This is a genomic window from Escherichia sp. E4930 (assembly GCF_005845405.1).
Taxonomy (GTDB): Bacteria; Pseudomonadota; Gammaproteobacteria; order Enterobacterales; family Enterobacteriaceae; genus Escherichia.
Window position 1 is genome coordinate 1 of sequence record NZ_VCDZ01000036.1, and the last position, 20,140, is coordinate 20,140.

The window sequence follows — 20,140 nt, forward strand, 5'->3', positions numbered from 1 at the left end:
GGAGTTCCCCGCGCCAGCGGGGATAAAGCGACACGCCGATCCACTGGTGTGCTACGGATTTAGAGTTCCCCGCGCCAGCGGGGATAAAGCGGCGTAGTAGGTAACGTCCCGTTCGGGGACAATGAGTTCCCCGCGCCAGCGGGGATAAAGCGTGGTTCGAAAAGGATGGCCGCCGGTTTGTTCAGAGTTCCCCGCGCCAGCGGGGATAAACCGCACAGTCCCTGAAGCAGTGCATCTATGGCGCGGAGTTCCCCGCGCTAGCGGGGATAAACCGCTCGGTGATTTTCTTGATTCGCAATTGATGAAGAGTTTCCCGCGCCAGCAGGGATAACCATTCAGGTATGTTCAGGCCGGGCAGTTTCCCGCCCGGCCTTCCTCACTTACGCATTCGACCAGCTCTGGATAGAATCCGCATTCCCCAGCTCACCATGCATCACTTCATACGATTTTTTCAGGATCACATCAGTATGTTTGGTTAAATCTTTGAAAATGCCTTTATTCATCGCGTCGTAGCGTTTGGCATTGCTCTCAACAGGCATAAAGATATCTTTCACGCGAACCATTTTTTCGACAGCCGTTGCGTAATCTGGATACAGACTAAGCCCTACAACCGTGTTGATCGCTGCTCCCAGGCTTGCACAACCGTTAATGGCGTTACGGCGTGCCGGAAGGTTGAACACGTCGGCAAAAATTTGCATAAACAGATCGCTGTTCGAACCGCCGCCAGTAATGATCACATGTTTGGCAAAGTGATTCATTTCATTACACATATTGTCGTAATTGTTCTTCAGCGTCAGCGCCACGCTTTCCAGTATTGAACGGTATATCCATGCGTAATCCATGCTGGAATCAAAACCGATCATAATCCCGCGTTTGTACGGTTCCCACGGATTGGTCAGCCAGTCCAGCACTGTCATCAGACCATTACAGCCAGGCGGCACACAAGAAGCTTTTTTGTTGAGCAAATCTTCCGGTGAAAGATCCTGTGCTTTGGCATCCTGAATTAGCGACTCGCCTAACATGTCGCGCAGCCAGCTCACCGTCCACATGCCTTTTCGGATACCGTAACCTTCATACAGCAATGTTTCCGGAATAGAAGACATAATCGGCCAGTACGCTACCGGATCTTTCGGCAGTGCTTTACCGTTCATCATCAATGCGATGTAAGTGCCAAGAGAAATTACTGCCGTTTCATCATCCAGTAACCCGGCTCCCAGAGCTTCTACCGGTTTATCACTGGTAGTACAAACAACCGGCAGTCCTGCCGGGAAATGCGTCGCCAGCGCGGCTTGAGGTGTGATATGCCCAAGAACGGTGCCAGGCATTTGCACATCAAACAGCATCTGGCGGGGGATATTAAACTTCTCCATTACCGCAGCATCTTCACTCCATGCCCAGGTCTTATAATCCACTGGCCACTGACCAAAATAGTTGGCGATATTGTCCTTAAATTCGCCCGTTAAACGGTGTGTCAGATAACCCGAAAAAGAGGTGACATACGCCACGTCAGGATTCGTATGTTCGTAAGGGCGTGTAACGCGTGCATCCTGCCAGCTAATCAACGGCGCAGCAGGCGTGCCATCGGCTTTCAACAACGCACGACAGCAACGGATGGATCCCAGGCCGATGCCAACAATATCTTCTTTATTCCCGGCAAACTGACTCATCAAATCGTGACCGGCAAAACATAATGATGCCCATAAATCGTCGTCAGGATGTTCTGCGGTATCGGCATCCGGCGTGTGCATCGGCTGCAATAAACCTTTGCCTTCGCAAACCACGTTACCTTCCAGATCGTACATCACCACTTTTGTGCTCTGACTTCCGCCATCAATCCCTATGATGTATTTTTTCGACATGATTTTTCTCCTGTAATTTTCCTGGCTTACTTGCTGCTAGCCATTGCGGGGGCGCTATCAGCAGTACGAATTTTTTGGAACAGCAAAAAGGTAAAGACGATCACCATGCCGAGTGCCGCCATGCCCATCAGCCACATGTTGCGGTAGGCTTCTGCTGCGGGCAGGGTGTCCTGCCAGTGGCCGATAATCGGGTAAACGAAGACATCCGGCAGGAATCCAATCACCGAACAAATACCTACCGTGGTACCCATAATGTAAGACGGTGTTCTCGCTTCGCCGGGGCAGGCCCAGTACAGTCCACGTGAGGCGTAGCAGGTGAATCCCAGCAGTAAAATCAGGCCAATCCCCATCGCGACCGATTGCGGGTTAGAGTTGGTAACAAGCAGGGCAGTCAGTGCCAGCAGGCCGATGATGGAAAGGATTTGAATCACGCGGGTAGGGGATTTCACTTTACTGTAGGTGGTGATAATGCCGCCAAGTGGGCCGCACAGTGCGCGGAAGATTTTGTTGATCACAATCCCCATGTAGCTCGCCGCCACCAGCGACATACCATACATTTCGGTCAGATAGTTGGTGGAGTAACTCAGAATGGCGTAGATGGTGAAGACACCAAAAATCACCATGCTGCAATACCAGGTGGTGCTGATGCGCAAAACGGCCAGGATGTCGCTAAGCTGGAATGATTGTTTTTCTTCGTTATTGGCACTGCGCAGGTTGTTGTTATCGCTAACAAAAAACCAGCACAGAATCCCCAACAAGATGTAAACCACACTATAGATGATAATGACCGTTTTCAGGCTGGCGCTGTCATCCGGTGCAAAGCGAGAAAAGACCCACATGGTAAACACCGCCAGCGACATTACACCGACGCCGCGCAGCCCTTCCATCCAGCCCATAATTTTCCCTTGCTCACTATGATCGCCCAGCAATGAGGCGGCTTTAATCGACACCGACCACAGCATTAAAATAGTGGTTATCGCAAAGGCGACCTGAATACAGAGCATTACCCACAGTGGTGGATATGTTGCCATTATCAGGCCCAGCAATCCGGTAATGATCATCGCGGAAGTAATCATTTTGCGGTGCGAAAATTTATCGGCAATAACGCCGCTGGGGGCATAAAGAATAATGGCCGCAATACCAAATGTACTCATTATTAAACCTATCTCGGTATTGCTGAATCCCATAAATTTCGCCATGGGAATTTGATAAATATAACGTAAATAAGCCAGGTCAAAACTAACGCCGCCGCTAAAACTAATTATCGCGAGGGTTATCCAACGGCGATATGAGTTGTGTTGCATATCGTATTCCCATTTGTAATAGACAAAAAAAAGAGAAAAGTAAGCCGCCCTTTCAGGTGGATTACTTTTCTCAGCTCTCTAGTAATTGCAATAAGAAATAACATGGAAAGAAAAGGTGTTGTGTGAGAGTAATCACGCTTCTGCTTTTTAAAACTATTTGATAATACGAACATCACTCTGTGATTACGATCACATTAGCAGTTATGCCCTTATGCTAAAAATTATCTCCAGTTACCAGAGATAATGAGAAAGGTAACTTCCCTCTCGCGGGGGAAGTTACCTTTCTTTTTTTTTGCCTTACGGAAATTGGAGCTAACTATGTCAATCGAATCTCTCAATGCGTTCTCAATGGATTTTTTCTCCCTGAAAGGTAAAACAGCAATTGTTACCGGCGGGAATAGCGGTTTAGGTCAGGCATTTGCAATGGCGTTGGCCAAAGCTGGCGCAAATATTTTTATTCCAAGTTTTGTCAAAGATAACGGCGAAACAAAGGAAATGATTGAAAAACAGGGTGTTGAAGTGGACTTCATGCAGGTGGATATCACCGCAGAAGGCGCACCGCAGAAGATTATCGCTGCCTGCTGTGAGCGCTTCGGTACCGTCGATATTCTGGTTAACAATGCCGGTATTTGTAAGCTGAATAAGGTGCTGGACTTCGGTCGTGCCGACTGGGATCCAATGATTGATGTGAACCTGACCGCCGCATTCGAGTTAAGCTACGAAGCGGCAAAAATTATGATCCCGCAGAAAAGCGGTAAAATTATTAATATCTGTTCATTGTTCTCTTACTTAGGTGGACAATGGTCACCTGCTTATTCTGCCACTAAACATGCTCTTGCCGGATTCACCAAAGCCTATTGCGATGAATTAGGTCAATATAATATTCAGGTGAATGGTATTGCCCCGGGATATTACGCTACCGATATCACTCTGGCGACCCGTAGTAATCCAGAAACTAACCAGCGCGTTCTTGATCATATTCCGGCAAACCGTTGGGGCGATACTCAGGATTTAATGGGCGCAGCCGTATTCCTCGCAAGTCCGGCATCGAATTATGTCAACGGACATTTATTAGTGGTTGATGGCGGTTATTTAGTGCGCTAATCCATAACGGTGGTTTCTGTTTTCTCTTATTAATGATTATTCCATTTTTATTATCAGGAAGGAATTACTATGTCTTTATCTCGCGCAGCGATTGTCGACCAGCTAAAGGAAATTGTTGGTGCAGATCGCGTAATTACCGATGAAACAGTATTAAAGAAAAACAGTATTGACCGTTTTCGTAAATTTCCGGATATTCATGGCATTTATACTTTGCCGATTCCGGCAGCGGTCGTAAAACTCGGTTCCACAGAACAAGTCTCCCGTGTGCTGAATTTTATGAATGCGCACAAAATTAACGGTGTGCCGCGTACCGGCGCTTCCGCCACTGAAGGTGGGCTGGAAACCGTTGTGGAAAACTCGGTGGTGCTCGACGGCTCCGCCATGAATCAAATCATTAATATTGATATTGAGAATATGCAGGCGACGGCACAATGTGGTGTTCCGCTGGAAGTGCTGGAAAACGCGTTGCGTGAAAAAGGTTACACCACAGGGCATTCTCCGCAATCAAAACCGCTGGCGCAGATGGGCGGCCTGGTAGCAACCCGCAGTATCGGGCAGTTCTCCACACTCTACGGCGCAATCGAAGATATGGTCGTTGGTCTGGAAGCAGTATTGGCAGATGGTACCGTCACACGCATTAAAAACGTGCCACGTCGCGCGGCTGGCCCGGATATTCGTCACATCATCATCGGCAACGAAGGTGCATTGTGCTATATCACTGAAGTAACAGTGAAAATCTTTAAATTCACCCCGGAAAACAACCTCTTCTACGGCTATATCCTGGAAGACATGAAAACCGGCTTCAACATCCTGCGTGAAATCATGGTGGAAGGGTATCGTCCGTCGATCGCTCGTTTGTATGACGCTGAAGATGGCACCCAACACTTCACCCATTTTGCTGACGGAAAATGTGTGCTGATCTTTATGGCTGAAGGTAACCCTCGCATTGCGAAGGCGACGGGCGAAGGGATTGCGGAAATCGTTGCCCGCTACCCGCAATGCCAGCGCGTGGACAGCAAACTGATCGAAACCTGGTTTAATCACCTGAACTGGGGACCGGATAAAGTGGCTGCCGAACGTGTGCAGATCCTCAAAACCGGCAACATGGGCTTTACCACTGAAGTGTCCGGCTGCTGGAGCTGCATCCACGAAATCTACGAAAGCGTTATTAACCGTATTCGTACCGAGTTCCCACACGCCGACGACATCACCATGCTGGGCGGTCATTCCTCTCATAGCTATCAGAACGGCACCAACATGTACTTCGTCTACGACTACAACGTCGTTGACTGTAAGCCGGAAGAGGAAATCGACAAGTACCACAATCCGCTCAACAAAATCATCTGCGAAGAAACCATTCGCCTCGGTGGATCGATGGTGCACCACCACGGCATTGGTAAACATCGCGTTCACTGGAGCAAACTGGAACACGGCAGTGCATGGGCGTTGCTGGAAGGGCTGAAAAAGCAGTTCGATCCTAATGGCATTATGAATACGGGTACTATCTATCCGATTGAAAAATAATGTGTCAGGCAGCGTTCCACGATGACGGGGCGTTGCCTTTTCGGCTTCTCAGGCGAGAAGCCGTTCTTATTACCGGACAATGAAGGGGTAAAGATGAACACTTCACCGGTGCGAATGGATGATTTACCACTTAACCGTTTTCACTGCCGCATTGCTGCGCTCACTTTCGGCGCACACCTGACCGACGGTTATGTCCTCGGCGTCATTGGTTACGCCATTATTCAGCTTACACCCGCCATGCAACTGACGCCGTTTATGGCGGGAATGATTGGCGGCTCAGCACTCCTTGGTTTGTTTCTTGGCAGCCTGGTGCTGGGCTGGATCTCCGACCATATTGGGCGACAAAAAATCTTCACCTTCAGCTTTTTGCTGATTACGCTTGCTTCGTTTTTACAATTTTTTGCCACCACGCCAGAGCATCTTATTGGACTGCGCATTTTGATTGGCATTGGTCTGGGAGGCGATTACTCAGTCGGTCACACCTTGCTGGCTGAATTTTCCCCGCGCCGCCATCGCGGTATTTTGCTGGGCGCGTTCAGCGTGGTGTGGACCGTAGGCTATGTGCTGGCAAGTATTGCCGGACATCACTTTATTTCCGAAAACCCGGAAGCCTGGCGCTGGCTGCTGGCATCGGCAGCTCTGCCCGCGTTGTTGATTACGTTATTACGCTGGGGAACGCCAGAATCGCCACGCTGGCTACTGCGCCAGGGGCGTTTTGCAGAAGCTCACGCTATCGTGCATCGCTATTTTGGTCCCCATGTTTTACTGGGCGATGAAGTGGCAACGGCGACCCATAAACACATCAAAACCTTGTTCTCTTCGCGCTACTGGCGGCGCACAGCGTTTAACAGCGTCTTCTTTGTCTGCCTCGTGATCCCGTGGTTTGTGATTTATACCTGGCTGCCAACTATCGCCCAGACTATTGGACTGGAAGATGCGCTGACCGCCAGCCTGATGCTTAATGCGTTGTTAATTGTTGGCGCGCTGCTGGGATTAGTTCTGACGCACCTGCTGGCACATCGCAAATTTTTGCTGGGAAGTTTTTTGCTGCTGGCGGCAACGCTGGTAGTGATGGCTTGTTTGCCTTCCGGTAGTTCATTAACGCTGCTGCTTTTTGTTCTCTTCAGCACCACCATTTCGGCGGTCAGTAATCTGGTGGGCATTTTGCCTGCGGAAAGTTTTCCTACTGACATTCGCTCGCTGGGCGTCGGTTTTGCCACCGCCATGAGTCGACTTGGCGCGGCGGTAAGTACGGGTCTGCTGCCGTGGATTCTGGCGCAGTGGGGGATGCAAGTTACCTTATTGATCCTGGCGGCAGTGTTGTTAGTTGGTTTTGTCGTGACCTGGCTATGGGCACCAGAAACTAAAGCCCTCCCGCTGGTGGCGGCGGGAAATGTAGGAGGTGCGAATGAACATACTGTTAGCGTTTAAAGCCGAACCGGATGCCGGGATGCTGGCGGAAAAAGAGTGGCTGGCGGCGGCTCAGGGTAATAGCGGACCGGATGTTTCGCTACTGCGAAGTTTACTCGGTGCTGATGAACAGGCCGCTGCCGCGCTGCTGTTGGCGCAGAGAAAAAATGGCACGCCGATGACTTTAACCGCGTTGAGCATAGGCGATGAACGGGCGTTGCACTGGCTGCGCTATCTCATGGCTCTTGGGTTTGAGGAAGCTATATTGCTGGAGACGGCGGCAGATCTGCGCTTTGCGCCGGAATTTGTCGCTCGCCATATTGCCGAATGGCAGTACCAGAATCCGCTGGATCTGATCATTACCGGCTGCCAAAGCAGTGAAGGGCAAAACGGACAAACGCCATTTTTGCTGGCGGAAATGCTGGGCTGGCCTTGTTTCACCCAGGTGGAGCGTTTCACACTCGACGCGCCGTTTATCACCCTCGAACAGCGTACTGAAAATGGGGTGCGCTGTTGTCGTGCCCGCTTACCTGTGGTGATTGCCGTGCGCCAGTGCGGTGAAGTGGCCTTGCCAGTACCGGGAATGCGCCAACGTATGGCGGCGGGGAAAGCGGAAATTATCCGCAAAACTGTTGCTGCTGAATCGCCAGCGATGCAGTGTCTGCAACTGGCAAGGCCAGAGCAACGACGCAGAGCGACGCTGATTGATGGGCAAACGGTAGCAGAAAAAGCGCAAAAGCTATGGCAGGACTATTTACGCCAAAGGATGCAGCCATGAATATCGCAATTGTGACAATAAATCAGGAAAATGCCGCAATGGCGGGCTGGCTGGTGGAGCAGGATTTCAGCGGCAGCACACTAACGCACTGGCAAATCGAGCCGCAGCCGATGGTCGCGGAACAGGTGCTGGATGCGCTGGTAGAACAGTGGCAGCGAACGCCTGTGGACGTTGTTCTCTTTCCGCCGGGAACGTTTGGTGATGAACTGTCGACCCGGCTGGCCTGGCGTTTACATGGAGCCTGTGTCTGCCAGGTGATTTCATTAGATATACCGACCGCAAGCGTGCGCAAATCCCACTGGGGAAATGCGCTAACGGCGACGCTGCAAACAGAAAAACGCCCGCTATGTCTTTCCCTGGCGCGCCAGGTTGGAGCGGCGAAAAACGTCACGTTGCCCTCTGGTATGCAACAACTGAATATTGTTCCCGGAGCGCTTCCCGAGTGGCTGGTTAACATAGAAAACCTGAAAAATGTTACCCGTGACCCATTAGCTGAGGCCAGACGAGTACTGGTAGTGGGGCAGGGCGGAGAGGCAGATAACCAGGAAATCGCTATGCTGGCAGAAAAGCTGGGAGCCGAAGTGGGCTACAGTCGGGCGCGAGTGATGAACGGTGGCGTTGATGCTGAAAAAGTGATTGGTATTTCCGGACATCTGCTGGCACCTGAGGTGTGTATTGTTGTTGGCGCTTCTGGCGCAGCAGCGTTAATGGCGGGCGTACGCAATAGCAAGTTTGTGGTGGCGATTAATCATGACGCCAGCGCGGCGGTATTTTCGCAGGCAGATGTTGGCGTGGTAGATGACTGGAAAGCCGTGCTGGAGGCACTGGTGACAAACATTCACGCAGATTGCCAATAACGTACAGCCGGATGCGGCGTGGACGGGTTTCGGGCTTGTAGGCCTGATAAGACGCGTCAAGCGTCGCATCAGGCGCTGAATGCCGGATTTGGCGTGCAGCCTACAAATCACACAAATTCAATTCGTTACGATTATCCCGTCAAAGCAATTTTTTCGCTAACGTCCAGACCCCGGTATTCGTGGTGGAAAGCGCCACGACACCCGCGTTAATCGCGTTACGCGCATCTTCTTCATCGCACACCAACCCACCAGCAATCAGCGGTTGGCGGATTTTCTCCGTCACCCAGCCCAGCACTTTGGGCATGCAGCCTGGCAGGATCTCAATACAATCAGGGTTCGATTGCGCAACCTGCTTATCAATGTTGTGAAACGAAATCGAATCGACAATAAACAGACGATGAATACAGAAAAAACCTTCCGCTCTTGCCGCTTTCAGCATCGATGCTTTCGTGCTGATAATGCCGTCCGCTTCGGTCACCAGTTTCAGAAACTGAATCACCACTTCTTTGTTCGATGCGCCTTCCAGCAAATCAACATGAATAAAAGCATATTTCCCGGCATTTTTAATCTTTTTGACGATATGACTGATGGTGCAGATATTGCCGTACAACACGGAAATAAACCGGCATTCAGAGTCGATTGCCAGTTGCAGGCTGGCATTATCTTTAACGGCAGCAATCACCGGATTCTGGCGGAGCAGGTGTAAGAGGGACATAAATTATCCTTGTTATTTATCCAAAGCGGTAGGTGATGCCGAATCCGGAAGGTGGATAGCGCCACTGTTGTAGTGTTTTTTCGTCGCACAGCAAACGGCAGGTTCCGCACTCAAGGCAACTGCGATAATTAATACATAAGTCACCTTCTGGTGTGAGCGAAAAAAGACCTGCCGGACAGGCGTTAATCAACCGTTCTGCCGTCTGACGCTCAACGGAGTCAGCCGGAACAATGTGCGGCGCATCAGCAACGCGCCAGAGATTACGGGCTATAGACATCGCAGACTCCTGATAACATCGCCCGCCAGATGCCACATGCCGTGACGACGTAAATGACGCCAGAGTAACTGGCGCAGCGGCGGAACAGGTTTATCACCCTGATCCCATAAATCACGGGAAATATCCTGCATTAACGCAGGCCACGCCCGATACCAGCCAGGGCGTTGCAAAAGCGCCGGAACATGCTGATAACGTTGTAGAACATCCCACAGTTGACTGCGTTCTATGTTTTGATGATAAAGCGGAAACAAATTTTGCGGCTCGCGGTATTGGCAGGCGCTTATCAGCGTTTGTGCCGCCGCCTGTGCGCCAGTCAGCGCCATATCCATGCCGCGTACGGAAATTCCGGTATTGACGCAACTGCGTAACGCATCGCCCACCAGTAGCCAGCCGTTACCGGCGTATTGCACCGGCATACTGTGCAGGCCACCTTCTGGCACCAGATGCGCGCCGTACTCCAGCGATTCCGTGTTTTTGATAAGCGGGCGCACTGCTGGATGCGTTTTAAAGCGAGCCAGCAGCTCACTTGCCGGAACACGACTTTGCGTAAGGGAAGAGAGTGGGCAAACAATCCCTAACGAGAGTGTTTGTTGATTAGTATAAAGAAATGCGCCGCCGGGCAAGTCATCACAGATTTCGCCGCTGAACAGCAACGCTGCGCCTTCGTTATTCTCCAGATGAAAACGTTCTTCAATAGCGGATGTTTCCAGCGACAGCACTTCTTTGATTCCTAACGCCATTGATTCGCCAGCAGGGCGGGTAACTAATCCATGGCGTTCTGCCAGGAGGCTATTGGCACCTTCTGCCAGGACGACATAACGGGCGCGGAGAATATCGTCACCACAGATAACGCCACACACTCTGCCGTTTTCTTCATACAGCGCATCCACCGTCGCACCAGGGATACACTCGACACCTTCTTTTTCGGCTTCGGCAACCAGCCACGGATCGAATCGCGCACGTAATACACTCCAGGATTCACCGCCGGGCTGTAAGCTGGAAAACGTCGTTGCGCCATCGGGCGTTAACAGAGAAAGGCTTTCGTGGGTGATGCGTCGTTCAAGAGGCGCGGTCAGGTGAAACTGAGGGAGGAGTTCCGCGAGTGCATGGGTGTATAGCCGCCCGCCGGAAAGATTTTTGCTGCCGGGGATTTCAGCGCGTTCCAGTAACAAAACGGATAAACCCGCTCGCGCGCAGCGTAACGCGCAAGCGGTGCCTGCAATACCGGCACCAATAATAATAATGTCGCAGTCGTCTTCCATGGTGTGCTCCAGATATCCTGAGCGCAACACCCTAACATAGCGTTACTTAAGGGAAATTGACCACCGACACACTCTTATCATTCGCCGCGATAGATACAGCCTGCAGTGCAGGTTTCTTTCACCATCACTGCACTTAATAGCGGCACAACGGGTTTAACTTGATCCCAAATCCATTTTGCTAAAACTTCGCTGGTTGGGTTTTCCAGACCGGGTATATCATTGAGGTAATAGTGGTCGAGGCGATCGTAGGTCGGTTTAAACGCCGCTTTCAGTTCAGCGAAATCGATAATCCAGCCCGTATGCGGATCGACTTCCCCTGTGATTTCCAGGCGCACCATAAAAGAATGCCCGTGTAAGCGCCCGCACTTATGTCCCTGTGGGACGTGCGGCAGACGGTGAGCGGCTTCGAAGGTGAAATCTTTAAATAACGTGGTGGACATCATAATTTCTCTAAAGGACGATAAAACCGCCGTAGAGTACCGGAAAGCCTGTTTTTTCGCATTACTAAAAACGGGTTTGTTGCGCAAAATGACCGATTTAACTTAATTGCGGTCGATATTTATTTATTTTTCATTGAGTTAATAAATCTATTTTGTTGTTAAAGACTATTGCTAAAACAGGTTAGTCGATTTGGTTATTAGTTATCGCTATCCCGTCTTTAATCCACCCCCTTCGCGCCGTTAACCTTACCTTCTCTTCTGTTTTATGGGCGCTGACAGGGCCGATAAACAGCTTTGCTTACTGGAACATAACGACGCATGACGACACAGGTCCCACCTTCCGCGTTGCTTCCGTTGAACCCGGAGCAACTGGCACGCCTTCAGGCGGCCACGACCGATTTAACTCCCACCCAGCTTGCCTGGGTTTCTGGCTATTTCTGGGGCGTGCTCAATCAGCAGCCTGCTACGCTTGCAGCGACGCCAGCGCCCGCCGCAGAAATACCGGGTATTACTATTATCTCCGCTTCGCAAACCGGCAATGCGCGTCGGGTCGCCGAAGCGTTACGCGATGACTTATTAGCGGTAAAACTGAACGTTAAGCTGGTGAACGCGGGCGACTATAAATTCAAACAAATCGCCAGTGAAAAACTGCTTATCGTGGTGACGTCAACTCAAGGGGAAGGGGAACCGCCGGAAGAAGCCGTCGCGTTGCATAAGTTTCTGTTCTCCAAAAAAGCGCCGAAGCTGGAAAACACCGCGTTTGCCGTGTTTAGCCTTGGCGATAGCTCTTATGAATTTTTCTGCCAGTCCGGGAAAGATTTTGACAGCAAGCTGGCGGAACTGGGCGGTGAACGCCTGCTCGACCGTGTCGATGCCGACGTTGAATACCAGGCCGCTGCCAGCGAGTGGCGCGCCCGCGTGGTTGATGCGCTTAAATCGCGCGCGCCTGTCACAACACCTTCACAATCCGTCGCTACTGGCGCGGTAAATGAAATCCACACCAGCCCGTACAGCAAAGACGCGCCGCTGGTGGCGAGCCTTTTGGTTAACCAGAAAATTACCGGACGTAACTCTGAAAAAGACGTTCGCCATATCGAAATTGACTTAGGTGACTCGGGCCTGCGTTACCAGCCGGGCGATGCGCTGGGCGTCTGGTATCAGAACGATCCGGCACTGGTGAAAGAACTTGTCGAACTGCTGTGGCTGAAAGGCGATGAACCTGTCACCGTTGAGGGCAAAACCCTGCCGTTGAACGAGGCGCTACAGTGGCACTTCGAACTGACGGTTAACACCGCCAATATCGTTGAGAACTACGCTACCTTAACGCGCAGCGAAACGCTGCTGCCGCTGGTGGGCGATAAAGCGAAGTTGCAGCATTACGCCGCGACCACGCCGATTGTCGACATGGTGCGTTTCTCTCCGGCACAGCTGGATGCCGAAGCGCTGATTAATCTGCTGCGCCCGCTGACCCCACGCCTCTATTCCATCGCCTCCTCGCAGGCGGAAGTCGAGAACGAAGTACACGTCACCGTTGGCGTGGTGCGTTACGACGTGGAAGGCCGCGCCCGTGCCGGTGGTGCCTCCAGCTTCCTCGCGGACCGCGTGGAAGAAGAGGGCGAAATCCGCGTCTTTATCGAACATAACGACAACTTCCGCCTGCCCGCTAACCCGGAAAGCCCGGTGATTATGATTGGCCCAGGTACAGGTATTGCGCCGTTCCGCGCCTTTATGCAGCAACGTGCTGCCGACGAAGCGCCGGGCAAAAACTGGCTTTTCTTCGGCAACCCACACTTTACGGAAGATTTCCTCTACCAGGTGGAATGGCAGCGTTACGTGAAAGAAGGCGTGCTGACGCGCATCGATCTCGCCTGGTCGCGCGATCAAAAAGAAAAAGTTTACGTACAAGACAAACTGCGCGAACAGGGCGCGGAGCTGTGGCGCTGGATCAATGACGGTGCCCACATTTATGTCTGCGGCGACGCTAATCGCATGGCGAAAGACGTTGAACAGGCACTTCTGGAAGTGATTGCCGAATTTGGTGGCATGGACACCGAAGCGGCGGATGAATTTTTAAGTGAGCTGCGCGTAGAGCGCCGTTATCAGCGAGATGTCTACTAATGAGCGAAAAACATCCAGGGCCTTTAGTGGTCGAAGGTAAACTGGCAGACGCCGAGCGCATGAAGCTTGAAAGCAACTATCTGCGCGGCACGATTGCTGAAGATTTAAATGACGGCCTGACCGGTGGGTTTAAGGGCGATAACTTCCTGCTGATCCGTTTCCACGGTATGTATCAGCAGGATGACCGTGACATTCGCGCCGAACGTGCTGAACAGAAGCTGGAACCGCGTCACGCCATGATGCTCCGCTGTCGCTTGCCGGGAGGCGTTATTACCACCAAACAGTGGCAGGCGATCGACAAATTTGCGGTGGAAAACACCATTTACGGTAGCATCCGTCTGACCAACCGTCAGACGTTCCAGTTCCACGGTATTCTGAAAAAGAACGTCAAACCTGCGCACCAGATGCTGCACTCGGTCGGTCTGGATGCGTTAGCCACCGCCAACGACATGAACCGTAACGTGCTGTGCACCTCGAACCCGTTCGAGTCGCAGCTGCATGCGGAAGCGTATGAATGGGCGAAGAAAATTTCTGAACATCTGCTGCCGCGAACCCGCGCCTATGCGGAGATCTGGCTCGATCAGGAGAAAGTCGCTACCACTGATGAAGAACCGATCCTCGGCCAGACTTACCTGCCGCGTAAGTTCAAAACCACGGTAGTGATCCCGCCGCAGAACGATATCGATCTGCACGCCAACGACATGAACTTCGTGGCGATCGCCGAAAACGGCAAGCTGGTAGGCTTTAACTTGCTGGTGGGCGGTGGGCTTTCCATCGAACACGGCAACAAGAAAACCTACGCCCGCACCGCGAGCGAGTTTGGCTATCTGCCGCTGGAGCATACGCTGGCGGTGGCGGAAGCGGTGGTCACGACCCAGCGTGACTGGGGTAACCGAACCGATCGTAAAAATGCCAAAACCAAATACACGCTGGAGCGCGTAGGGGTTGAGACGTTTAAAGCGGAAGTGGAGCGTCGCGCGGGGATCAAATTTGAACCGATCCGTCCATATGAGTTCACCGGACGAGGCGATCGTATTGGCTGGGTTAAGGGCATTGATGATAACTGGCACTTGACGCTGTTTATCGAAAATGGTCGCATCCTTGATTATCCGGGGCGTCCGCTGAAAACCGGCCTGCTGGAGATCGCGAAGATCCACAAAGGTGATTTCCGCATTACGGCGAACCAGAATCTGATCATCGCCGGTGTGCCGGAAAGCGAGAAAGCGAAGATCGAGAAGATCGCCAAAGAGAGCGGGTTAATGAATGCCGTCACGCCGCAGCGTGAAAACTCGATGGCCTGCGTGTCATTCCCGACTTGCCCGCTGGCGATGGCGGAAGCGGAGCGTTTCCTGCCGTCGTTTATCGATAACATCGATAATTTAATGGCGAAACATGGTGTCAGCGATGAGCATATCGTGATGCGTGTAACAGGCTGCCCGAACGGTTGCGGTCGCGCGATGCTGGCGGAAGTGGGTCTGGTGGGTAAAGCGCCGGGTCGCTACAACCTGCATCTTGGCGGCAACCGCATGGGGACACGTATCCCACGGATGTATAAAGAAAACATCACCGAGCCGGAAATCCTGGCGTCGCTTGATGAACTGATAGGGCGCTGGGCGAAAGAGCGTGAAGCGGGTGAAGGCTTCGGCGACTTTACGGTGCGTGCGGGCATCATTCGCCCGGTGCTCGACCCGGCGCGGGATCTGTGGGATTAACCATCAGCCCGGTCTTGTAGGCCTGATAAGACGCGACAGCGTCGCATCAGGCAAGGCAAACAGTGAGGAACTTATGTCCAAACTCGATCTAAACACCCTGAACGAACTGCCAAAGGTAGACCGGATTCTGGCGCTGGCCCAAACCAACGCCGAACTGGAAAAACTGGACGCTGAAGGCCGCGTTGCCTGGGCGCTGGATAATCTGCCCGGTGAATATGTGCTTTCTTCCAGCTTTGGCATTCAGGCGGCGGTGAGCCTGCATCTGGTGAATCAGATTCGCCCGGATATTCCGGTGATCCTCACTGATACGGGTTACTTGTTCCCGGAAACTTACCGCTTTATTGACGAGTTAACGGACAAACTCAAGCTCAACCTGAAAGTGTACCGTGCTACCGAAAGCGCCGCCTGGCAGGAAGCACGCTACGGCAAACTGTGGGAGCAGGGCGTTGAAGGCATTGAAAAATACAATGACATCAATAAAGTCGAACCGATGAACCGGGCGCTGAAAGAACTGAATGCGCAAACGTGGTTTGCTGGCCTGCGCCGTGAACAATCTGGCAGCCGCGCCAATTTACCGGTGCTGGCAATTCAGCGTGGCGTATTTAAAGTGCTGCCGATTATCGACTGGGATAATCGAACTATTTATCAGTACCTGCAAAAACATGGCCTGAAATATCACCCATTATGGGACGAAGGATATTTATCGGTGGGAGATACCCATACAACCCGTAAATGGGAACCCGGCATGGCGGAAGAAGAAACGCGTTTCTTTGGCTTAAAAAGAGAATGTGGGTTACACGAAGGGTAAATATTGCCGGATAAAATAAACGCCTCTGTCAGAAATGATGGGGGCGTTTTTATTTTGCGAGCCGCATTCCGGCATTTAAACGTGAACGTCGCAGGGAGAATCAACAGGTATAGAATGGCATTGGGTGCTTGAGGCTGTCTGGCGTTAAGCATTCGCGAGGTTCCAGATGGACAAAAGCCCCAGGCGATATTTCTATCAACCTGAGGCTTACGTTCGAACCCAAACAATTCGAATGTTAGTCTCTTCTTTGCAGGGAGGCAAGACATGCTGACAAAATATGCCCTTGCGGCAATCATCGTACTGTGTTGTACAGTACTGGGATTCACGCTGATGGTAGGCGACTCGTTGTGTGAGTTGAGTATCAGAGAACGTGGTATGGAGTTTAAGGCAGTTCTCGCTTACGAATCGAAGAAGTAGCCACCACGCGGGGGTAAAACCCCGCGTACTGAATTGTGATGGTTTGGTCTCCTGCACCCTTTTTTAATTTATATTTTTCATGTGAATATTATGCCTGTGTTTATTATTCATATATAGTACAGATGAAAATCATTGAGTTATTCATAATGCAAATATTTTATTGAACGATATATATCACAGATAATTTTTAATATATGCGTAAATATCCTTTAAGTTTTACTGAAGGATAAAAAACATTGTGACTTTCTTTGATTTCTGGGGAAAAACCCGACGTGGCGAGAAAGAGGGTGGCGACGACTATCATCTTCTTTGTTGGCATTCGCTCGATGTAGCCGCGATGGGCTATTTAATGGTCAAAAGCAATAGCTTCGGGTTGGCTGACTATTTTCGTCTATTAGGTATTTCAGATAGGGAACCGGCGGCACAATTTTTCGCCTGGTTGTTGTGCTGGCACGATACTGGAAAATTTGCCCGCTCATTTCAGCAACTTTACCGGCACCCACAACTCAAGGTTCCGGAAGGCGCAAGAAAGAATTACGAAAAGATCTCTCATTCAACGCTGGGCTACTGGCTGTGGCATCATTATTTAAGTGAATGCGAAGAATTGCTTCCTTCATCTTCACTCTCTCCGCGCAAACTTAAACGGGTGATGGAGATGTGGATGCCCATGACTACCGGGCATCATGGTCGGCCCCCTGACCGCATTGATGAACTGGATAATTTTCTGCCTGAAGACAAAGCTGCCGCGCGAGATTTTCTCCTTGAAATCAAGGTACTGTTTCCGCTCATCGAGATCCCCGCATTCTGGGATGATGACGAGGGAGTTGAACTTTTAAAACAACTTTCCTGGTATATCTCTGCAACCGTCGTACTCGCAGACTGGACGGGATCGTCAACGCGATTTTTTCCACGCGTCGCACAGACAATGGATATTGAAGATTACTGGCAGAAAACTTTAGTTCAGGCTCAAAACGCATTAACCGTCTTTCCTCCAAAAGCAAAAACTGCACCTTTCACCGGAATTAATACGCTGTTTCCTTTTATTGAGCACCCGACACCGTTACAGCAAAAGGTGCTGGATCTGGATATCAGCCAGCCAGGGCCACAGTTATTTATTCTGGAAGATGTGACTGGCGCAGGTAAAACAGAAGCGGCGCTTATCCTGGCGCACAGGTTGATGGCTGCGGGGAAAGCACAGGGTTTGTTTTTTGGCCTGCCAACAATGGCAACGGCCAATGCCATGTACGATCGGTTGGTCAAAACCTGGCTTGCTTTCTATTCGCCAGAATCTCGCCCCAGCCTGGTGCTGGCACACAGTGCCCGCGCATTTTTGGACCGCTTTAATGAATCACTCTGGTCCGGTGATTTAGTCGGGTCAGAAGAACCGGATGAACAAACGTTCAGTCAGGGATGTGCGGCCTGGTTTGCCGACAGTAACAAGAAGGCGTTGCTGGCTGAAATTGGCGTCGGCACTTTGGATCAGGCGATGATGGCGGTGATGCCGTTCAAACATAATAATCTGCGGCTTCTGGGGCTGAGTAATAAAATCCTGCTGGCTGATGAGATCCACGCCTGTGACGCTTACATGTCGTGCATTCTTGAAGGGTTGATCGAGCGGCAGGCGCGCGGCGGAAACAGCGTCATTTTGCTTTCTGCTACGTTATCCCAACAGCAGCGCGACAAACTCGTCGCCGCCTTTGCGCGTGGCGCAGAGGGTCAGCAAGAAGCTCCGTTCCTGGAAAAAGAAGATTACCCCTGGCTGACGCATGTCACGAAATCGGATGTGAATTCACATCGGGTAGCTACGCGTAAAGAAGTTGAGCGTAGCGTGAGCGTGGGTTGGCTCCATAGTGAACAAGAGTGTATTGCGCGTATCGAATCGGCGGTAAGTCAGGGGAAATGCATCGCCTGGATTCGGAATTCTGTCGATGACGCTATTAAGGTTTATCGTCAGCTGCTTGCCCGTGGCGTCATTCCTGCTGCCAGCCTTTCTCTGTTTCATAGCCGCTTTGCTTTTAGCGATCGCCAGCGAATTGAAACGGAAACGCTGGCACGCTTTGGCAAAGAAGACTGTTCACAGCGTGCCGGAAAAGTCCTCATTTGTACTCAGGTATTAGAGCAGAGCGTTGATTGCGATATGGATGAAATGATCTCCGACCTGGCCCCTGTTGATTTGCTGATCCAGCGAGCGGGGCGATTACAGCGGCATATCCGCGATATTAATGGTCAGTTAAAGCGTGACGGAAAAGACGAGCGTTCCCCTCCTGAATTGCTGATTCTGGCCCCCGTCTGGGACGACGCTCCTGGTGACGAATGGTTCGGCAGTGCCATGCGTAACAGTGCATATGTCTACCCGGATCATGGCCGAATCTGGCTGACCCAGCGTGTGCTGCGTGAGCAAGGCGCTATTCAGATGCCACACTCAGCCCGCCTTCTTATTGAATCAGTCTACGGTGAGGACGTGGTAATGCCGGAAGGATTTGCCCGCAGCGAGCAGGAGCAAGTGGGCAAATATTACTGCGATCGCGCAATGGCTAAAAAGTTTGTGCTGAACTTCAGGCCTGGCTATGCCGCCAATATCAACGATTACCTTCCGGAAAAGCTGTCGACACGTCTGGCGGAGGAGTCTGTTTCCCTGTGGCTGGCTACCTGTATTGCCAGTGTGGTGAAGCCTTATGCCAACGGTGCTCATGCATGGGAAATGAGCGTTGTCAGAGTGCGTCGAAGCTGGTGGAAAAAACATCGGGATGAGTTTTCTTTACTGGAAGGGGAAGCGTTCAGGCAGTGGTGCATTGAACAGCGGCAAGATCCGGAAATGGCAAACGTGATTTTAGTCACTGATGACGAAAGTTGCGGGTATTCGGCCAGGGAGGGATTGACTGGCAAGGTTGATTGAGATGCCTGCGACAGGACTCTCTGAATAGTTGATACACCGAAAAGGATGGAATGATGGACAACCGACCAGGGATGGTCTTTTTTACGAGAGGATACATATGAACTCGTTTTCACTTCTGACAACCCCGTGGTTGCCCGTTCGTTTTAAAGACGGAACAACAGGCAAGCTGGCGCCAGTCGATCTGGCGGATAAAAATGTTGTCGATATCGCTGCGCCGCGGGCAGATCTCCAGGGGGCGGCATGGCAGTTTTTGCTGGGGCTATTACAAACAGGTTTCGCGCCCAAAAATCATGGTCGTTGGGATGATATCTGGGAAGACGGACTGGAGGCTGAAAAGCTACGGGAAGCATTGCTGTCATTAGAACACGCTTTCCAGTTTGGGCCAGATTCCCCTTCATTTATGCAGGATTTCGAGGCGCTCACGGGAGATAAAGTTCCGGTCGCTTCGTTACTGCCTGAAATTCCCGGTTCTCAAACGACGAAGTTTAATAAAGACCACTTTATCAAGCGTGGTGTAACGGAATATCTGTGTCCTCATTGCTTAGCACTAGCCTTGTTCTCTTTACAATTGAATGCACCAGCGGGTGGAAAAGGCTATCGCACCGGTTTGCGCGGCGGTGGGCCGATGACCACTCTGATTGAATTACAGGAATATCAGG

General features: G+C 51.4%; 16 protein-coding genes and 1 pseudogene. 11 read left to right on the plus strand and 6 right to left on the minus strand.

The annotated features are described in order from the left end of the window. Window positions 1–380 precede the first annotated feature (380 nt). Both FFT88_RS23605 and FFT88_RS23610 read right to left on the minus strand, forming a co-directional pair. Window positions 381–1,859 (minus strand): FGGY-family carbohydrate kinase, encoded by a 1,479-nt coding sequence (locus FFT88_RS23605; RefSeq protein ID WP_135403763.1) that lies wholly within the window; start codon window positions 1,857–1,859, stop codon window positions 381–383. 26 nt (window positions 1,860–1,885) lie between these two features. After that, entirely contained in the window at window positions 1,886–3,163 is a 1,278-nt protein-coding gene (locus FFT88_RS23610) for an MFS transporter (protein WP_135128632.1), read from the minus strand. Window positions 3,164–3,481: 318 nt separating this feature from the next. Between FFT88_RS23610 and FFT88_RS23615 the strand changes: the two genes are divergently transcribed. The 5 genes from FFT88_RS23615 to FFT88_RS23635 all read left to right on the plus strand — a co-directional run bounded on the left by FFT88_RS23615 (window position 3,482) and on the right by FFT88_RS23635 (window position 8,836). Continuing rightward, window positions 3,482–4,267 (plus strand): SDR family oxidoreductase, encoded by a 786-nt coding sequence (locus FFT88_RS23615; RefSeq protein WP_000021321.1) that lies wholly within the window; start codon window positions 3,482–3,484, stop codon window positions 4,265–4,267. A gap of 69 nt (window positions 4,268–4,336) precedes the next feature. Continuing rightward, the gene (locus FFT88_RS23620) at window positions 4,337–5,791 is read left to right on the plus strand and encodes an FAD-binding oxidoreductase (protein WP_000059295.1); all 1,455 of its coding nucleotides are present in this window, start codon (window positions 4,337–4,339) and stop codon (window positions 5,789–5,791) included. A gap of 21 nt (window positions 5,792–5,812) precedes the next feature. Next, on the plus strand, window positions 5,813–7,222 hold the full coding sequence (locus FFT88_RS23625; protein WP_167851592.1) for an MFS transporter: 1,410 nt from the start codon (window positions 5,813–5,815) through the stop codon (window positions 7,220–7,222). Continuing rightward, entirely contained in the window at window positions 7,200–7,979 is a 780-nt protein-coding gene (locus FFT88_RS23630) for an electron transfer flavoprotein subunit beta/FixA family protein (RefSeq protein ID WP_135403765.1), read from the plus strand. Before FFT88_RS23625 ends, FFT88_RS23630 begins: the two co-directional genes overlap by 23 nt. After that, window positions 7,976–8,836: an electron transfer flavoprotein subunit alpha/FixB family protein gene (locus FFT88_RS23635; protein ID WP_135403766.1), complete on the plus strand. Its 861-nt coding sequence runs from the start codon at window positions 7,976–7,978 to the stop codon at window positions 8,834–8,836. The genes FFT88_RS23630 and FFT88_RS23635 overlap by 4 nt, the downstream gene beginning before the upstream one ends. 139 nt (window positions 8,837–8,975) lie before the next feature. On the opposite strand, the gene FFT88_RS23640 is transcribed toward FFT88_RS23635, so the two are convergent. The 4 genes from FFT88_RS23640 to queD form a co-directional block, all read right to left on the minus strand. Beyond that, entirely contained in the window at window positions 8,976–9,551 is a 576-nt protein-coding gene (locus FFT88_RS23640) for a glycerol-3-phosphate responsive antiterminator (protein WP_130214505.1), read from the minus strand. Window positions 9,552–9,567: 16 nt separating this feature from the next. Further along, a complete protein-coding gene (locus FFT88_RS23645) occupies window positions 9,568–9,828 on the minus strand; it encodes a ferredoxin family protein (protein ID WP_135403767.1) in 261 nt (86 codons plus the stop codon). Beyond that, window positions 9,819–11,090: an FAD-dependent oxidoreductase gene (locus tag FFT88_RS23650; RefSeq protein WP_135403768.1), complete on the minus strand. Its 1,272-nt coding sequence runs from the start codon at window positions 11,088–11,090 to the stop codon at window positions 9,819–9,821. Before FFT88_RS23650 ends, FFT88_RS23645 begins: the two co-directional genes overlap by 10 nt. 77 nt (window positions 11,091–11,167) lie before the next feature. Continuing rightward, window positions 11,168–11,533 (minus strand): 6-carboxytetrahydropterin synthase QueD, encoded by a 366-nt coding sequence (queD, locus tag FFT88_RS23655; RefSeq protein WP_016159619.1) that lies wholly within the window; start codon window positions 11,531–11,533, stop codon window positions 11,168–11,170. A gap of 315 nt (window positions 11,534–11,848) precedes the next feature. On the opposite strand from queD, the gene cysJ reads away from it, so the two are divergent. The 6 genes and pseudogenes from cysJ to casA all read left to right on the plus strand — a co-directional run. Continuing rightward, window positions 11,849–13,648, plus strand: coding sequence for an NADPH-dependent assimilatory sulfite reductase flavoprotein subunit (gene cysJ / locus FFT88_RS23660; RefSeq protein ID WP_135403769.1), 1,800 nt, complete (start codon window positions 11,849–11,851; stop codon window positions 13,646–13,648). Further along, window positions 13,648–15,360, plus strand: a complete 1,713-nt coding sequence (gene cysI / locus FFT88_RS23665) for an assimilatory sulfite reductase (NADPH) hemoprotein subunit (RefSeq protein ID WP_135403770.1) — start codon at window positions 13,648–13,650, stop codon at window positions 15,358–15,360. Before cysJ ends, cysI begins: the two co-directional genes overlap by 1 nt. 73 nt (window positions 15,361–15,433) lie before the next feature. After that, a complete protein-coding gene (gene cysH, locus FFT88_RS23670) occupies window positions 15,434–16,168 on the plus strand; it encodes a phosphoadenosine phosphosulfate reductase (RefSeq protein WP_032222508.1) in 735 nt (244 codons plus the stop codon). A gap of 264 nt (window positions 16,169–16,432) precedes the next feature. Beyond that, window positions 16,433–16,585 (plus strand): Hok/Gef family protein, encoded by a 153-nt coding sequence (locus tag FFT88_RS23680; protein ID WP_130214493.1) that lies wholly within the window; start codon window positions 16,433–16,435, stop codon window positions 16,583–16,585. Between the two features lie 194 nt (window positions 16,586–16,779). Beyond that, window positions 16,780–19,481, plus strand: a pseudogene (gene cas3, locus FFT88_RS23685) (CRISPR-associated helicase Cas3'). Window positions 19,482–19,578: 97 nt separating this feature from the next. Then, the coding region (casA, locus tag FFT88_RS23690; RefSeq protein ID WP_135403772.1) for a type I-E CRISPR-associated protein Cse1/CasA at window positions 19,579–20,140 on the plus strand (562 nt) is incomplete at its 3' end.

What these genes read in the sequence shown, in the direction of transcription:
- FFT88_RS23605 (WP_135403763.1), bottom strand. Translation starts at nt 1,859, where the DNA reads ATGTCGAAAAAATACATCATAGGGATTGATGGCGGAAGTCAGAGCACA.
- FFT88_RS23610 (WP_135128632.1), bottom strand. Translation starts at nt 3,163, where the DNA reads ATGCAACACAACTCATATCGCCGTTGGATAACCCTCGCGATAATTAGT.
- FFT88_RS23615 (WP_000021321.1), top strand. Translation starts at nt 3,482, where the DNA reads ATGTCAATCGAATCTCTCAATGCGTTCTCAATGGATTTTTTCTCCCTG.
- FFT88_RS23620 (WP_000059295.1), top strand. Translation starts at nt 4,337, where the DNA reads ATGTCTTTATCTCGCGCAGCGATTGTCGACCAGCTAAAGGAAATTGTT.
- FFT88_RS23625 (WP_167851592.1), top strand. Translation starts at nt 5,813, where the DNA reads ATGACGGGGCGTTGCCTTTTCGGCTTCTCAGGCGAGAAGCCGTTCTTA.
- FFT88_RS23630 (WP_135403765.1), top strand. Translation starts at nt 7,200, where the DNA reads ATGAACATACTGTTAGCGTTTAAAGCCGAACCGGATGCCGGGATGCTG.
- FFT88_RS23635 (WP_135403766.1), top strand. Translation starts at nt 7,976, where the DNA reads ATGAATATCGCAATTGTGACAATAAATCAGGAAAATGCCGCAATGGCG.
- FFT88_RS23640 (WP_130214505.1), bottom strand. Translation starts at nt 9,551, where the DNA reads ATGTCCCTCTTACACCTGCTCCGCCAGAATCCGGTGATTGCTGCCGTT.
- FFT88_RS23645 (WP_135403767.1), bottom strand. Translation starts at nt 9,828, where the DNA reads ATGTCTATAGCCCGTAATCTCTGGCGCGTTGCTGATGCGCCGCACATT.
- FFT88_RS23650 (WP_135403768.1), bottom strand. Translation starts at nt 11,090, where the DNA reads ATGGAAGACGACTGCGACATTATTATTATTGGTGCCGGTATTGCAGGC.
- queD (WP_016159619.1), bottom strand. Translation starts at nt 11,533, where the DNA reads ATGATGTCCACCACGTTATTTAAAGATTTCACCTTCGAAGCCGCTCAC.
- cysJ (WP_135403769.1), top strand. Translation starts at nt 11,849, where the DNA reads ATGACGACACAGGTCCCACCTTCCGCGTTGCTTCCGTTGAACCCGGAG.
- cysI (WP_135403770.1), top strand. Translation starts at nt 13,648, where the DNA reads ATGAGCGAAAAACATCCAGGGCCTTTAGTGGTCGAAGGTAAACTGGCA.
- cysH (WP_032222508.1), top strand. Translation starts at nt 15,434, where the DNA reads ATGTCCAAACTCGATCTAAACACCCTGAACGAACTGCCAAAGGTAGAC.
- FFT88_RS23680 (WP_130214493.1), top strand. Translation starts at nt 16,433, where the DNA reads ATGCTGACAAAATATGCCCTTGCGGCAATCATCGTACTGTGTTGTACA.